The organism is Vibrio limimangrovi (genome assembly GCF_054064025.1).
This window is the reverse complement of the sequence record NZ_JBSUGF010000006.1, coordinates 178,033-192,392: the sequence shown is the minus strand read 5'-3', so window position 1 is coordinate 192,392 and position 14,360 is coordinate 178,033. Positions and strand designations below refer to the sequence as shown.

The 14,360-nt window shown below is 45.5% G+C and carries 15 protein-coding genes; 12 read left to right on the top strand and 3 right to left on the bottom strand.

Annotation, left to right across the window (positions count from 1 at the left end; genetic code table 11):
- Positions 1-221: 221 nt before the first annotated feature.
- From nifU to ACWYU8_RS06760, 10 genes are all read left to right on the top strand, one after another.
- On the top strand, positions 222-1,112 hold the full coding sequence (gene nifU, locus ACWYU8_RS06805; protein WP_457518277.1) for a Fe-S cluster assembly protein NifU: 891 nt from the start codon (positions 222-224) through the stop codon (positions 1,110-1,112).
- Positions 1,102-2,334, top strand: a complete 1,233-nt coding sequence (nifS, locus tag ACWYU8_RS06800) for a cysteine desulfurase NifS (protein WP_444493096.1) — start codon at positions 1,102-1,104, stop codon at positions 2,332-2,334. Before nifU ends, nifS begins: the two co-directional genes overlap by 11 nt.
- A gap of 10 nt (positions 2,335-2,344) precedes the next feature.
- Entirely contained in the window at positions 2,345-3,487 is a 1,143-nt protein-coding gene (gene nifV, locus ACWYU8_RS06795) for a homocitrate synthase (RefSeq protein ID WP_457518275.1), read from the top strand.
- Positions 3,488-3,512: 25 nt separating this feature from the next.
- Positions 3,513-3,818: a nitrogenase-stabilizing/protective protein NifW gene (locus tag ACWYU8_RS06790; RefSeq protein ID WP_457518273.1), complete on the top strand. Its 306-nt coding sequence runs from the start codon at positions 3,513-3,515 to the stop codon at positions 3,816-3,818.
- Positions 3,809-4,261, top strand: a complete 453-nt coding sequence (locus ACWYU8_RS06785) for a nitrogen fixation protein NifZ (RefSeq protein ID WP_457518271.1) — start codon at positions 3,809-3,811, stop codon at positions 4,259-4,261. Before ACWYU8_RS06790 ends, ACWYU8_RS06785 begins: the two co-directional genes overlap by 10 nt.
- Positions 4,262-4,271: 10 nt before the next feature.
- On the top strand, positions 4,272-5,108 hold the full coding sequence (locus tag ACWYU8_RS06780; protein WP_457518269.1) for a peptidylprolyl isomerase: 837 nt from the start codon (positions 4,272-4,274) through the stop codon (positions 5,106-5,108).
- A gap of 4 nt (positions 5,109-5,112) precedes the next feature.
- A complete protein-coding gene (gene modA / locus ACWYU8_RS06775) occupies positions 5,113-5,859 on the top strand; it encodes a molybdate ABC transporter substrate-binding protein (RefSeq protein WP_457518267.1) in 747 nt (248 codons plus the stop codon).
- Positions 5,860-5,882: 23 nt separating this feature from the next.
- Positions 5,883-6,551, top strand: coding sequence for a molybdate ABC transporter permease subunit (gene modB / locus ACWYU8_RS06770; RefSeq protein ID WP_457518265.1), 669 nt, complete (start codon positions 5,883-5,885; stop codon positions 6,549-6,551).
- Between the two features lie 10 nt (positions 6,552-6,561).
- Complete coding sequence (gene modC / locus ACWYU8_RS06765) at positions 6,562-7,671, top strand: molybdenum ABC transporter ATP-binding protein (protein WP_457518264.1); 1,110 nt, start codon at positions 6,562-6,564, stop codon at positions 7,669-7,671.
- Positions 7,672-7,778: 107 nt separating this feature from the next.
- Positions 7,779-7,955 carry a hypothetical protein gene (locus ACWYU8_RS06760; RefSeq protein WP_457518262.1) on the top strand — a complete coding sequence of 59 codons (177 nt, stop codon included), beginning with the start codon at positions 7,779-7,781 and terminating at the stop codon, positions 7,953-7,955.
- A gap of 113 nt (positions 7,956-8,068) precedes the next feature.
- Here ACWYU8_RS06760 and rarD read toward each other — a convergent pair whose 3' ends face one another.
- Complete coding sequence (gene rarD / locus ACWYU8_RS06755) at positions 8,069-8,968, bottom strand: EamA family transporter RarD (protein ID WP_457518260.1); 900 nt, start codon at positions 8,966-8,968, stop codon at positions 8,069-8,071.
- A 293-nt stretch (positions 8,969-9,261) separates the two neighbouring features.
- Between rarD and ACWYU8_RS06750 the strand changes: the two genes are divergently transcribed.
- Entirely contained in the window at positions 9,262-9,996 is a 735-nt protein-coding gene (locus ACWYU8_RS06750) for a DUF2238 domain-containing protein (protein WP_457518258.1), read from the top strand.
- A 334-nt stretch (positions 9,997-10,330) separates the two neighbouring features.
- Here ACWYU8_RS06750 and ACWYU8_RS06745 read toward each other — a convergent pair whose 3' ends face one another.
- Both ACWYU8_RS06745 and ACWYU8_RS06740 read right to left on the bottom strand, forming a co-directional pair.
- On the bottom strand, positions 10,331-10,648 hold the full coding sequence (locus tag ACWYU8_RS06745; RefSeq protein WP_457518256.1) for a chaperone modulator CbpM: 318 nt from the start codon (positions 10,646-10,648) through the stop codon (positions 10,331-10,333).
- A 2-nt stretch (positions 10,649-10,650) separates the two neighbouring features.
- Positions 10,651-11,598, bottom strand: coding sequence for a DnaJ C-terminal domain-containing protein (locus tag ACWYU8_RS06740; protein WP_457518255.1), 948 nt, complete (start codon positions 11,596-11,598; stop codon positions 10,651-10,653).
- A gap of 268 nt (positions 11,599-11,866) precedes the next feature.
- On the opposite strand from ACWYU8_RS06740, the gene ACWYU8_RS06735 reads away from it, so the two are divergent.
- Complete coding sequence (locus ACWYU8_RS06735) at positions 11,867-14,293, top strand: Lon protease family protein (RefSeq protein ID WP_457518253.1); 2,427 nt, start codon at positions 11,867-11,869, stop codon at positions 14,291-14,293.
- Positions 14,294-14,360 lie beyond the last annotated feature (67 nt).

Sequence of the window (14,360 nt, the reverse complement as noted above, 5' to 3'; positions counted from 1 at the left end):
TCTACTGCTACAAACTTCTCCATTGTTTCGTATCTGACAATTTGTTTTGTTATAAACCCTACAAACTTTAAGACAATATTGTCGTACTTATTTCAATGTTACATATCACACATATTTTTATTTATAAAAATCAGCAGGTTATGTTTTTTGTGATCTTGGTCGGGTTATTGCAACGGTAACACTATCGAAAGAATCGAAAGATATTCAACCAAGGAGTGGCTATGTGGGATTACTCAGATAAGGTGAAGGAACATTTCTTTCAGCCTAAAAACGCAAAATTAGTTGTGGATGCTAATGCACGTGGAGATGTCGGTTCAATCAGTTGTGGAGACGCACTGAGTTTAACGCTTAAAGTCGAGCCAGACAGTGAAGTGATCTTAGACGCTGGTTTTCAAACCTTCGGCTGCGGTAGCGCCATTGCGTCTTCATCAGCACTAACGGAAATGATCATTGGTAAATCACTTGATGAGGCCTTAAGCATTACCAATAAAGACATCGCGGAATATCTTGATGGGCTACCGCCAGAAAAAATGCATTGTTCCGTAATGGGTATGGAAGCCTTACATGCGGCAGTTGCGAACTATCGTGGTGAAACGTTAGAAGATGATCATGAGGAAGGGGAGTTAATCTGTAAGTGCTTTGCTATCGATGACCTGATGATTAAACGTGTGGTGGAAGCCAATAAGCTCACAACGCTTGAAGAGGTGATCAACTACACCAAAGCGGGTGGGGCTTGTACTTCTTGCCACGAGAAAATTGAGTGGGTATTAGAAGATTGCCTTAAAGAAATGGCGGAGAAAGGGCTCATTATAGACGTGGCCAAAAGCCGTTATGAGCCAGACGAAGAGATCGTCGCTATCGTTGAATCGATCATTGAACAGGTTCGTCCTTCAGTTCAATCAGATGGTGGTGATGTACGCCTGTTAGAGATTGAAGACAACATTGTTTTCGTCGAGATGAGCGGTGCGTGTGTCGGTTGTGGCTTATCTGGCCTGACGCTGGCAAATCTGGAACAAAAAATTACCCAAGCCTTGGGTGACGCTTACACGGTGTTCCCAGTACAAGAAACCTCACCAAACACGATTAAAAAGGAAGGCTCTTATGACGTTTAACGCTAAATTAAGCAGTGATAAGCTGGTTTACCTTGATAACAATGCGACAACTCGCATTGACCCTAAAGCTCTGGAAGTAATGTTGCCGTACTTAGATACTTTTTATGGGAACCCTTCTTCAATTCACCGTCTGGGCGCGGTTGTCGGCCACGCGATGGAAACGGCACGCGAACAGGTGCAGCAATTAATTGGTGCGGAGCATGCAAGCGAAGTGATCTTTACCTCTTGCGCGACCGAAGCGACGTCAACGGCCATTTTATCTGCCGTTGAAGCTTACCCAGACAAGAAAGAGATCATCACAACACAAGTCGAACACCCGGCGACACTGCAACTTTGCCAGACATTGGAGCGCAAAGGCTACACCATTCACTGGATTGGTGTAGACAAAAAAGGCCGTCTCGACATGACAGCATTGAAAGCTGCGTTGAGTCGTAATGTCGCTATCATTTCTATCATGTGGGCGAATAATGAAACCGGCACGATATTTCCTGTTGAGCAAGTTGCTCAGCTAGCGAAACGCTATGGTGCAGTCGTTCATGTTGATGCGGTACAGATGGTCGGCAAATGCCCGGTCAATGTTCAAAGCTGTCCTATCGACATGTTGTCTATTTCCGGACACAAGTTCCATGCTCCTAAAGGGGTTGGCGCGTTATATGTCAAACGCGGAACTAAGTTTCGTCCGCTATTGCGTGGCGGCCATCAAGAACGTGGGCGACGTGCAGGCACAGAGAACGCAGCTTCTGTGATTGCAATGGGGAAAGCAGCTGAAATGGCCTACATTGCATTGGAAACAGAAACGATTCGAATTCAGATGATGCGTGATCGTTTGGAACAAGGGCTATTAGCGCGTATTCCAAGCTGCTTCGTCACCGGTTTTCCTAAGAGACGAGTGCCGAACACAACCAATATCGCTGTGGAGTATGTTGAGGGTGAAGCGCTTCTGTTGATGATGAACCAAGTGGGTATTGCAGCGTCATCGGGTTCTGCGTGTACATCAGGATCACTGGAACCTTCACATGTGATGAAAGCGATGCAGATTCCATTTACCGCTGCTCACGGCACGTTACGATTCTCATTGTCTCGATTTACGACCGATGAAGACATTGACCACGTACTCGAGCATTTGCCTCCAATCGTAGAGCGATTACGCGAAATGTCTCCGTACTGGAATAACCAAACTCAACAAGGAAGTGCCACGGAATTTATTCCTGTATATGGCTAGGAGTATGGCGATGGACAAGGATGTACAGCCTGCAAGAGTCATTATCAATGACACAACATTACGCGATGGTGAACAAAGCCCAGGAGTGGGCTTTACCACCGACGAAAAAGTAAATATTGCGACGTTACTGGAATCGGCTGGAGTCACAGAGCTCGAAGTGGGTATTCCCGCGATGGGAGAACGAGAGCGGGAAACCATCAAAGCGATTACCAGCAGTTTGAATCAGGCAGAGACGATGGGGTGGTGTCGCATGCGGGCGGAAGACGTTCAGTGTGCTGGTAATCTCGGACTCGATTGGCTCGATCTTTCAATACCTGTTTCACATCAACAAATTAAACATAAGCTGAATAAAACTTTGAACGATGTTTTGATTGGTTGCGAGAGCGTTATTCAACAAGCGCTTGAGAGCGGCATGCGGGTCTGCGTGGGCATGGAGGATGCATCTCGCGCCGATCATGACGTGTTGTGTCGGGTTCTTGAAGTGGCAGAGTCTTTTGGCGCGAGTCGAGTTCGTTTCGCTGACACACTCGGTATTCTGGACCCATTTTCTACTTACCAGATCATATCTGAAGTACTAGCAAAAACGGGTCTACAGATTGAAATGCATGCGCATAACGATTTGGGAATGGCGACAGCGAATTCTCTGGCAGCGATACGTGCTGGAGCGAACTCTGTAAATACGACCGTGAATGGTCTTGGCGAGCGGGCGGGTAATGCTGCACTAGAGGAAATTACCGTTGCCTTGAATGTGTTGAAACAAGCGGAAACCGGAGTTGATTTGTTAAAACTAGACGGCCTGTGTCGTTATGTTCAAGTTGCCTCCGGAAGACAATCGACACCGCAAAAAGCGATTGTTGGTGACTGTGTTTTTACGCATGAATCTGGCATTCATGTCGATGGGTTGCTTAAAGATATCAATAACTATCAGGGTGTTGCACCTAGCCTGGTGGGGCGAACTCATCAAATGGTACTGGGTAAGCATTCTGGTATGCAAGCGATAGAGTCAATCTATCAAGGGATGGGAATCAGCCTGACCAAAGCGCAATGCGAATTAATAAAAGCGCAGCTCGTAAATTGGTCGGAAACCTATAAATGTGTCCCAGATCCGCAGCAGTTACGGCACTTTACATCAATGATTTTACACACAGCTTAGCCTAGACATCTTAGGAATGAATGATATGGACATCACTGAAAAAAATGTGCTCATCGAAGATCTTGAGCAACTCGAGAGTGTCGAGGACTTTTTAGAATACTTTGCCATTGATTACGACAGTGAGATTGTGCAAAGCAAGCATATTCCCTTGTTGCGGCTTTGCCGACAGTTATTAACCGCTAAGAAGGCGTCAGATAAGTACGATGATTATCGCAGTGCATTATCGATGGCCTATGGACAAATTACACACGGGCGACTTCCTACAGTCAATCAAAGTGCTTGTGCGTCGTGTCAGTTGGACTGTGATCAAACGGAGTCAATATGCAGATAAACATGCCCCGTTTTGAGCCGGGTAAAGAAGTAAGAGTCGTGAGAAATATTCGTAATGATGGCAGTTTTCAAGATCGGGACAAGGGAGACTTGCTGGTTACAGCCGGAAGTACGGGTATCGTTCGCAGCTGCGGTTATTTTTTACAGACACAGCTCATTTATCAGGTCTATATCGAAGCCGAAAATAAAGTCGTTGGTGTGAGAGACAGTGAAATCATTGACGCCACATTACCTTGGGTACCTTGCCTATTTCGATCTTTGGATAAAGCAAAACTAACGTGCAGCTTGGTGATGTTTGGCAAACCGCTAGCGTCTAAAGGTGACGTAATCGAAGTATACCGGGCACACCGAAATTTGGACGATGGCTCGGTGAATTACGAAGTTAAGTTCGGTGACCACACTATCAGATTAGACGCTACCCGATTAACCCCAATAGAGGCATAGGAGTGTCAGCATGGAAGCCTATCAACGCCACTACCTTACAGCGAAAGTGGCGACAGAAAGATTTAAATTAAACCCGGAATGGTTGAGTGATCAGCAACGACAGGATGTCGATGCTCAGGTAGCTCATTTGTTTCGAATTCAAGCCGCAGTACTCGGATCTGAACTCGGTACTCAAACCTATATTCATGACAATGAGTTAGAAGATGCGATGAATGCAGTGAAGGAGGGGTATCCAAGCTTAGAAGAATTTTATCGTGCGCTGCGAGGCCAGAAGTTATCGGAAAGTGATCTTAGTCTGGCGTTAAAGGATGAGCTTCGCTGCAATAAAATTTTGGAACTCGTAAGTAATGATGTTCCTGAACTCAGTGAAGAAGCGGCTTTCGAGCATTATCAAGCCAACCAGGAAAAATTTGTAAGGCCAAGCCTGTGGGAACTGAGCCAAATATTGGTCACGGTGAATACAGATTTTGAAGAAAATCACCGAAAGCCTGCCTTTACTCGTATTCTGGCAGCACAGCAAGAGTTAAAGGAGTGGGACTTTTCTCAAGTAGCACTTAAATATTCTGAATGCCCGAGTGCAGTAAATGATGGTTACTTGGGATGGTGTGAAGAGCCAAAGCTTTTCCCGCAAATTGTTCAGCAGCTGCCACTTCTTGATCTGATGGAAATTAGTTCAGTGATCGAAACGGAAATTGGTTTCCATTTGGTTCGCGTCCACTCAGTCAAACCGGCTGGTCAGGTGTCATTTGAGCAAGCTTACCCATACCTAAAGCAAAAACATCAACAACGTGCCAGAGCATACATACAAAAGCAATGGTTAACACAGTTGTTAGAAACGCAAGGCTAAAATTATGGTTAAAAAATTTCAGTATATTCAATGTTGCTTAGCTCTTTCACTGTTCTCTACCGCTGCTTTTAGTCAGACGCTGACACTTGCGGTTGCGAATAACTTCTATGGTCCGATGAAGGCGCTTGTAAGTGATTACAAGCAACTGCACAGTGATGAAGTTGAGATCAGTACGGGTTCAACTGGTCAACTTTACGCGCAAATCATCAACGGAGCGCCATTTGATTTGTTCTTTTCTGCGGATCAAACGAGACCTCAATTGCTGGTTGAACGGCAACTGGCCGAAGATGAGTTTACCTACGCACAAGGCGTCTTAGTGGCGTGGTCTCCGGCGGAGAATATTGACGTAAAAGCAGATCTATTTTCTGCCAATTTTCAGTACCTGGCGATCGCTGATCCAAAGCTTGCGCCTTATGGATTAGCCGCTCAGCAGATGCTTGAGAAATACCAAAAATGGAATGATGTGCAAAACAAACTCGTGGTAGGTAAAGGACTGAATGCGACCTATCAATTCGTTTTTACGGGTAATGCACAAATCGGGTTGCTGGCCAAATCTCAAGTTTATCAACAGGGAGAATTTCAGTCTGGCAGCGTTTGGCAAGTGCCTGCCAGCGACCATCAAGCCATTAAACAAGATGCAGTAACGTTGAAGTCGGCTAAAGGTAAAGAAAGCGTCACTCAATTTGTCGACTACCTGAAAAGCGAACGCGCAAAAAATATTATCACTAGTTTTGGGTATGTGACTGACTGAGACAAAGAGTAAGGGGATCGCCATTGGATGGTTTAGTGATTATTACCACACTGAAGCTCGCTTTAGTTGTAACGTGTGCATTGTTAGTGATTGGTGTCCCTACGGCGTGGTGGCTCTGTCATGGCAAATCGCGTTTTAAGCCCGTGATCGAATCTATTTTGCTTTTACCTTTGGTACTACCACCGACGGTTCTCGGTTTTTACCTTTTAGTCCTGCTTGGGCCACAGGGTAGTATCGGACAAATCTTTTACAAACTGGGTTGGCAGCAGTTGCCATTTACCTTTACAGGTATAGCGGTAGCGTGCACCGTACATTCGTTGCCGTTCGTCCTTCAACCGCTTAAAAATTCTTTCTCTGCAATCGGTAGGAGGCCAATGGAAGTCGCCTCTACATTACGTGCATCTCCCCTCGACACTTTCGTGACGGTTACTTTGCCTTTAGCATGGCCCGGAGTCTTGTCGTCTGCTGTCATGGGCTTTTGCCATACGTTGGGGGAGTTTGGTGTCGTACTCATGATCGGGGGAAATATACCGGGACAAACAAGGGTAATGTCGGTCGAAATTTATAATCATGTTGAAGCGCTAGAGTACCTTAACGCTCATATTTTATCTGCTGGATTAGTCGGGTTTTCTTTTCTGGCGCTGTTGTTGATACATTGGCTCAACAATCTTCATAAAGTCAGAATGGAGTAGGGAGAATTGTATGTTCAATCCGACTGTTTCTGGGAATGAAGGTGTAATCACTGCCAGACTGAATATTGCTTATGATGACTTCCAGCTTGAGGCTAATTTGGAACTGCCCAGCCGAGGCGTAACCGTACTGTTCGGGCACTCCGGATGTGGTAAAACTACTTGTCTGCGGGCGATTGCTGGCCTGGTAAGAGTTGAGCAAGGTGATGTTCGTATCAATACAGAACAATGGCAAAGCTGGGACGGGCAAACCTTCATTCCGACCTATAAGCGCCGAATTGGCTATGTTTTCCAGGAACCAAGTCTGTTCCCCCATCTTAACGTTAATCAAAATCTTGAGTATGCAGAACAGAGAGTAAAAACCGAGCCAACGTTGTTCGATCGCGAAAGTATCCTGCAATTATTGGGTATCGGTACAATGCTGAATCGCTATCCATCACAACTGTCGGGAGGTGAAAAACAGCGCGTAGCCATCGCGCGAGCGTTACTGACACAACCTCAGTTGCTGTTAATGGACGAACCGTTATCGGCACTGGATCATGCAAGAAAAGCAGAGTTTTTACCGTATCTGGAACGACTCCAGAGGATGTGGGATCTGCCGATTATTTATGTCACTCATTCGGTGCACGAACTTGCAAGATTGGCTGATCATGTCGTGTTGTTTAATCAAGGCAATATTATCGCCAGTGGCGGCGCTCAACAAATCATGTCTGATGCTAAGTTTAGTCATCTGTTCGGAGAAGAGATGGGGAGTATCTTTGATACCACAGTGACAAGCCGCCTTGAAAAGTACGGAATGACCGAACTCGAATGTGACGGTGTCACTCTGTTTGTTCCCGGTGAAGTTGCTAATATCGGTGAATGTCAGAGATGCCGCATCTTGGCAAGTGATGTGGGCATTGCATTGGATGAACCAATGGCGACCACTGTACTCAACCGATTACCAGCAAAGATTGTCGAAATTGAGTCAGCATCGATTCAAACTGGCGAAGCTTTAGTGGTTCTGGGGCTGGAAAACCAAAAGCGATTACTCGCTAGAATCACGATTAAATCTCAGCATGAGCTTGATTTGCATAAAGGCAAGCGTGTTTGGGCTTTGATTAAAGCAGTGGCAATTTGTTAGGGACAATACATTTAATTTTCATGTAGACCATTTGTTTGGTATCACATACCACCTTTATCTGTTCATCTATACTTTCGGTAGTTAGTCATGATGAAGAGGTCGCTACAATGGACTTCACAGAAAAACTTCGCCTGAAAGGTAAAGCTGAGGAAGACATGTACTTTGCAAAGTTAGACCGTCAGCTTATTGAAGCGCTGCATGAAAAGCGGAAACAAGAGCAAGCTATTTGGAAGTCAGAAGAGCTGGAAGATTCAATCATTCCGGTAGTTCTGGATGCAAAATGACCGACTATAAGCACTCATTATTTATAGTCAGGTGCTCATGATCCTACGCTTAGCCATTTCAATTACGTTAAGTGGCGAGGGATGCGTTTTCTGTGATTTATTAAACCCACCATTTAATACTTCGCTTTCTTTAAACTCAGATAGCCCTCGAACATCAGCACAAGAACGGCCAGCCAAATGGCAATATACGTAGGCCATTCTTTCGCTGAGATGCTCTCGCCCAGCAAAATAGCAACCACAACGAGGAGAACTGGTTCAACATAAACCAACAGGCCAAACAAGCTCAAGTTTAAGTGAGGCGCTGACAGAGACTGAAATGCGAGTGCTAATGTGCTGATTAACCCTAACCCCAGGATTAGCCAGAGAAGGTCAGAACTTACGTTGAGCTCTTGAAGAATGTACCCACTTTCAAAGATAAAGTAGAGGCTGACTGGTAGGCTTAGCATCATGTCAAACCAGACACCACCAATATTGTTTGTGTCGGTTTTTTGTCGTAGCCAAAAATAGATTGGGTAACCCAAGCACACGACCAGAGTAGGCCAGGCTAGCGTCTGAGATATCAGCATTTGATTGAGAATGCCAAGTACGGCGAAAAAAAAGGCCAGCTTTTGAAAGCGAGACATTTGATCGTTAAATGCTAAGCGTCCAACCAAAACCAAAGTGATGGGCATCATAAAGTAGCCAAGTGATACCGCAAGACCATAGCCGTTTATAGGTGCCCACAAAAACAGCCATAACTGAATTCCAATTAAAAAAGATGCGATGAGACGAGTAAGAATGAATGTTACGTCGAATTGTAATATTCGCTCAAAGATAGCCACGACTTGGGGCCATTTGCCGTTGACGAGAATAAAAACCGTTAAAAGTGGGACAGTAATTAAAATACGCCATCCATATATTTCCTCTCCATCAAGTTCACCAAGTAAAGACGTGTAAGCGAACATAGCAGCAAAGAGGGCTGACCCGATGATATTGAGAGTCACGCCAACAGGAGTATTCGGTCTAGTATGCATAATTCTTTTCGAGAGTGAGTGAAAATGGTAATAGCTATGCGCAAATCGCTTGATCGTATTACAGATTTATTTAGCATCGAGCCATGTGGATTGGCAGAATGATTATGCATTATTAAAGGTGTTGCAAAATTAATGTTACGTTCTCTTGCGCGAGTTAGCAGAATCAGTACATTTATGCACCAAATGTGTGTGCGGGTGCATAAAATTAATAAGCCTGTTGTTTCGTAAAGTTCGCTGATCAGACCACTACTTTCTATACTAATAATAATGGAGAGAGCAAGGGCGGACTTAGAATGAGACAAACACACAATCGCTATTTTGTTTTCTTATCAATACTCTTTGCCTTTGAATTTATAGCACTCTCAATATCACCATATGACCGTGCAGACTGGGCTCTGGAAAATGCCTTGGTGGCTGTTTTTGTGATTGTTATGGCTTTCTCTTACCGCCATTTTCCGATGTCGAGAGTATCTTACACATTAATATTCATTTTCATGTGTTTGCATGAGGTTGGCGCGCACTATACCTACGCGAGAGTGCCTTATGATGATTTCCTGATAAACAATCTGGGTTTTAGTCTCAATGAATCTATGGGTTGGGAAAGAAACCACTTTGACCGGTTTATCCACTTCTCATACGGGCTTCTACTAGCGTACCCCATTAGAGAGTTATATTGTCGTGTTGCCAATACATCTGGATTTTGGGGGTATTTCTTTCCATTAGATTTGACCATGGCGACATCCATGATGTTTGAGCTCTTTGAGTGGGGTGCGGCAGAACTGTTTGGCGGTGATCTGGGAATGAATTATCTCGGAACACAGGGCGATATATGGGACGCTCACAAAGATATGCTACTCGCAAGTATCGGTGCGTTTATCGCAATGGCTATAACCTTGTGTATTAATATGTATCTACAAAAAGACTTCCATAAAGAATGGAATGAGAGCCTGAGAATTAAGTTCAACCAGCCACTTGGAGAAGATGAAATCCAAAGGATGTTGGATTCAAATCATAAGCACGAAAGTTAGTCGCTCACGTTGTATTCCACTGTAAAGGTAATCGCTAAATTGACTTTTTTGATGAAAACGGTAGCTTGGCTTTTTATTACCGTACCGTTAATTTACCTAATAGTTATCGCTGCCTCCATTATCCACCTCTATCTAGTGGCAGGTTACCCATTTGGACACGTTTGGATATTTGGTTCTCGAATATTATTTGTATCTACAATAACTGCTGTTTTACTAATACTATGCGGAATTGGTTTGATTAAGGCTAATAAATAAGCATTATTAAAATAATGACTAATCTGCCATGACAAGTTTCGAATTAGATATTTAAATTTTTCCTTGAGTGGTAATTATCTTAACGAAGCTTGTTGAGCTTACGCTCCAGTCGTTCTATCTCATCAAGAAGATCAAGGGCAACTGCAACACCGGGCATGTTTAACCCTAAGTCTTGTTGCATTCGTTGTGCTCGAAGGGCGCGGCGTAAGTTGGATGTTGCAAATAGCCAATGGATTGGTCTGTCACCTTGCGGATCTAATACACCTTCTTCAACCAGAGCGATTACCCATTCAACTGGCTCATCACATGCTCGACAAAACTCAGCTAGTGTCAGAGTCGGCTCGTATTCACCAGCAACAGAAATTACGAGCTGATTTGGAGTAATTTTCTTCTTCATGGCTAGACACCTAATTGGCCGCGGGGGTTAAAGGGCATCAAATCTTGCATCTGGTGGAACAGCGCTTTTTCTTCTTCAGTTGTCACTTTAGGTAATACAATGTTGAGTTTAATCAGCATATCACCTGGATTTTTTCCAGGCAGTCCACGTTCACGTAGGCGCAGAGTTTGTCCGGAAGCTGAATTGGCAGGAACAGTGACTTCGATTGATCCCATAGGCGTGCGTAGTTTTACTTTCGCCCCCAATGCCGCTTCCCATGGTGTAATAGGAAGTGTCAGACACAGGTTTTTTTGTTCCACACGATAGAATGGATGTTGGCGAAAGCTTATCTCAAGATATAAATCTCCAGGAGTGCCACCTGAATAGCCCGGTAAACCTTTACCCCCGATACGAATTTGTTGTCCTTCCCTTATTCCCTTTGGAATACGTAGGTTAATAGTTTGAGTATGGTCTTTGCTGGGCGAAGAATTTGGTAAGGTTAGGGTTTTTACTGCGCCATGAAAACTGTCATCGATATCTATCTCTATTTTGGCATGTAAATCTTCGCCCTTCGCTGTGAAGGCGTGATCACCAGACGTATAACGAGAATGAAAAGGTTCGCTTCTGAAAGAACCGCCAAACAACGACTCGAAAAAATCAGAAAATGCGCCGGGATCGCCTTGGGTGGAACCATTGCTGTAAAACTGAAAATTACGCTTCCAGTTAGGTGGCGCTGTAAATTCCTCACCAGATGTCCAGTCTTCACCAAGCTCATCATAAGCCGCGCGCTTTTTAGGATCTTTCAGGACTTCGTATGCTTCTTTCGCCTGAATAAATTGTTGCTTTGCATCGGCTTCTTTTGACACATCCGGGTGGTATTTTCGCGCGCACTTTTTATAGGCGCGTTTAATGTCCGCAAGCGTTGCATCACGGGGAACACCAAGAATTGCATAATAATCACGATATTCCATAACACTCACTAATAGGCAAAGTTATATAACAGTAATTTTTCCAGCTTTATTCTTAGTATATGAGTGGTCCATATTAATGCGAAAATAATATTGTTTTACGGAATTCTATTAAAATAAGCTCCAGCCGCGTATCCGGTATCTTCTACCTAAGGGATCATCAGGTTTCGCTCTGTCTCACGAAACGAATGCTACTTCCGGTTTAGGTGACGCTGCGTGTACTACACTGGAATAAAAATTCCCGAATTAATTCAAGGTTTCGGAGCGTCCTATGCTAAACAAACGCCTATCTCTGACGGAGGAGCAGCTTTATCATGTCTGCGATCTCAACCAGCTGAATTTTGAGACCACCGATGAATTGGATCCACTGGCTGAGCCGCTGGGACAGGGCCGGGCGATGGAAGCTCTGAATTTTGGGCTCGATATGCCTCATGTCGGATACAATATTTTTGTCACTGGCTCAACTGGCTTAGGCAAACATACTCTGATCGAGCGACTTCTGCAGAGCCGCTCGCGGGATTACCCATCGGCTGATGACTGGTGTTATGTCAATAACTTCGATCATCCACAACAACCATTGGCATTAAAGCTTCGGGCTGGGGATGGACGACGGCTGCGACAGAACGTGCACCAGTTGGTGGAATATCTGGTTCAGGCGATCCCGGAAACACTGCAGAGTGATGAACTTCAGGCACGAACGCAAGCACTCCAAGCTGATTACACAGAGCGTTGTCACCAGGCTTTTGCTACAGCGGAATCCCATGCGGATGAGCATCATATTATCCTGAAGAAAATCCCGACCGGTTACACTTTTCTACCCGAACTTGATGGGGAAATCTTGAATCAGGAGGCGTTTCGTAAACTGCCGGAGGCTCAGCGGGAGCAGATTGAGACCAATCTGAAAGCATTGCGTCAGGAGCTGAACCAGATCTCCCGGGACATGCCCGTCTGGCGTCGTCAAAGTCTGCAGGCTATCAAAGAGTTACAGCGAGAAACCGTCGCCATCACCATCAGCCAGTTGTTTCTTGAACTGGAACAAAAGTTTGGCGCGTACCAGCCTGTGATTGACTATCTACAGAGCCTCAAACGAGACCTCATCGATAATATTGATCGTTTTCAACAAGTCCTGAGTAGTCTGGCGGAAGAGCAGAAAAGTGAGAAAGTGGCAGAGTACTTCACAGAGTATCAGGTGAATTTGCTGGTGGATAACAGTGGTGTCGACGGGCTGCCAGTGATTTACGAGGATACCCCGACAGTATCGAATCTGGTGGGACGAGTGGAACACCTTAGCCATGCCGGTACTTTATATACCAGTTTTATGTTGATTAAACCCGGTGCGCTGCATCGTGCTAATGGTGGCTATTTGGTGCTGGATGCAGCCCGGTTGGTTGACCGTCCCTTGTTGTGGGACTCGCTCAAGCGCGCATTGCGATCCGGTCAAATTAGGATCCAGTCTCTGGAACAAATGTTGAGCGTGGCCACTACTACCTCAATTGAACCGCAAGTGGTACCGCTTAACTTGAAAGTAGTACTTTGTGGCAGTCGGATGCTCTACTATTTGCTCAAATATTATGATCCTGAATTTAGCTTATTATTTAAGGTTCAGGCTGATTTTTCAGAAGAACTGCCTTGGGATGAGGCTTCGATAACGCTCTATGCCCAACTGATTAAAACAGTGCAGACACGGGAAAAGTTGCGCCCTTTGGCACGGGAAGCGGTGGCCCGAGTGATCGAATGCAGCAGCCGGATGATGGCCGATCAGGAAAGGTTGTCCTTGCACATGAATTCGCTGACGGATCTATTGCGTGATTCGGATTATTGGTCGAAACAGCGTGAAGAGAAAGCGATCACCGCGGAGGCAGTCGAAGCCGCAGTAGAAGCTCAGAGGCGTCGGGTCAGCTATCTCAAGGAGCGTCATCAGGAAAGTGTGTTGCGAGGGATTCGGACGATTGACACTGAGGGCTTCGCGGTAGGTCAGATCAACGCGCTATCAGTTGTGGCGGCTGGCGATCACCCATTTGGCATGCCCTCACGGATAACGGCAACCATACGACTCGGCGACGGGCAGATACTCGACATTGAGCGCGAAGTGGATTTGGGAGGTTCGATTCACTCTAAAGGCGTGATGATTCTGAGCGGGTTTCTTGGTGAGCGTTATGGTCAGAGTCAACCGTTATCACTGAGTGCTTCACTGGCCTTTGAGCAATCCTACGGCGGTGTGGAAGGGGATAGTGCTTCCGCGGCGGAATTGTGCACATTATTATCGGCAATTGGTCAGATACCGCTTAAACAATCAATGGCCATCACCGGGGCGGTCAATCAGCATGGCCTGATTGAGGCGGTCGGTGGCATCAACGAGAAAATTGAAGGATTTTTCGAAATATGTCAGGCGCGTAAGCTCAAGGGAGAGCATGGGGTGATCATTCCTGCGGCGAATATTCCCCACCTGATGTTGCGGGCAGATGTCCGCGCAGCAGTCCGGGAGAATTTGTTCCATATTTGGGCAATTGAGCATGTCGATCAGGCCATGATACTGCTTACTAATTTGCCTATTGGGGAAGCGGTCGACGGACAGTATCCGGCGATGAGTGTTAACGGCAAGGTGAACGAACGTTTGCACGAATTAAACCGACTGCGCCAACAGTTTGGAGGAAAAGCCGTGAATCAGCATACGGATAATTCTGGGAACGATAGCTGAGACAAGAAGCCGATATTCAAGCCGGAACATCCGGTGTAAGCAAACTGACAATCCGTGTGTCAGCGAT

What these genes read in the sequence shown, in the direction of transcription:
- nifU (WP_457518277.1), top strand. Translation starts at nt 222, where the DNA reads ATGTGGGATTACTCAGATAAGGTGAAGGAACATTTCTTTCAGCCTAAA.
- nifS (WP_444493096.1), top strand. Translation starts at nt 1,102, where the DNA reads ATGACGTTTAACGCTAAATTAAGCAGTGATAAGCTGGTTTACCTTGAT.
- nifV (WP_457518275.1), top strand. Translation starts at nt 2,345, where the DNA reads ATGGACAAGGATGTACAGCCTGCAAGAGTCATTATCAATGACACAACA.
- ACWYU8_RS06790 (WP_457518273.1), top strand. Translation starts at nt 3,513, where the DNA reads ATGGACATCACTGAAAAAAATGTGCTCATCGAAGATCTTGAGCAACTC.
- ACWYU8_RS06785 (WP_457518271.1), top strand. Translation starts at nt 3,809, where the DNA reads ATGCAGATAAACATGCCCCGTTTTGAGCCGGGTAAAGAAGTAAGAGTC.
- ACWYU8_RS06780 (WP_457518269.1), top strand. Translation starts at nt 4,272, where the DNA reads ATGGAAGCCTATCAACGCCACTACCTTACAGCGAAAGTGGCGACAGAA.
- modA (WP_457518267.1), top strand. Translation starts at nt 5,113, where the DNA reads ATGGTTAAAAAATTTCAGTATATTCAATGTTGCTTAGCTCTTTCACTG.
- modC (WP_457518264.1), top strand. Translation starts at nt 6,562, where the DNA reads ATGTTCAATCCGACTGTTTCTGGGAATGAAGGTGTAATCACTGCCAGA.
- ACWYU8_RS06760 (WP_457518262.1), top strand. Translation starts at nt 7,779, where the DNA reads ATGGACTTCACAGAAAAACTTCGCCTGAAAGGTAAAGCTGAGGAAGAC.
- rarD (WP_457518260.1), bottom strand. Translation starts at nt 8,968, where the DNA reads ATGCATACTAGACCGAATACTCCTGTTGGCGTGACTCTCAATATCATC.
- ACWYU8_RS06750 (WP_457518258.1), top strand. Translation starts at nt 9,262, where the DNA reads ATGAGACAAACACACAATCGCTATTTTGTTTTCTTATCAATACTCTTT.
- ACWYU8_RS06745 (WP_457518256.1), bottom strand. Translation starts at nt 10,648, where the DNA reads ATGAAGAAGAAAATTACTCCAAATCAGCTCGTAATTTCTGTTGCTGGT.
- ACWYU8_RS06740 (WP_457518255.1), bottom strand. Translation starts at nt 11,598, where the DNA reads ATGGAATATCGTGATTATTATGCAATTCTTGGTGTTCCCCGTGATGCA.
- ACWYU8_RS06735 (WP_457518253.1), top strand. Translation starts at nt 11,867, where the DNA reads ATGCTAAACAAACGCCTATCTCTGACGGAGGAGCAGCTTTATCATGTC.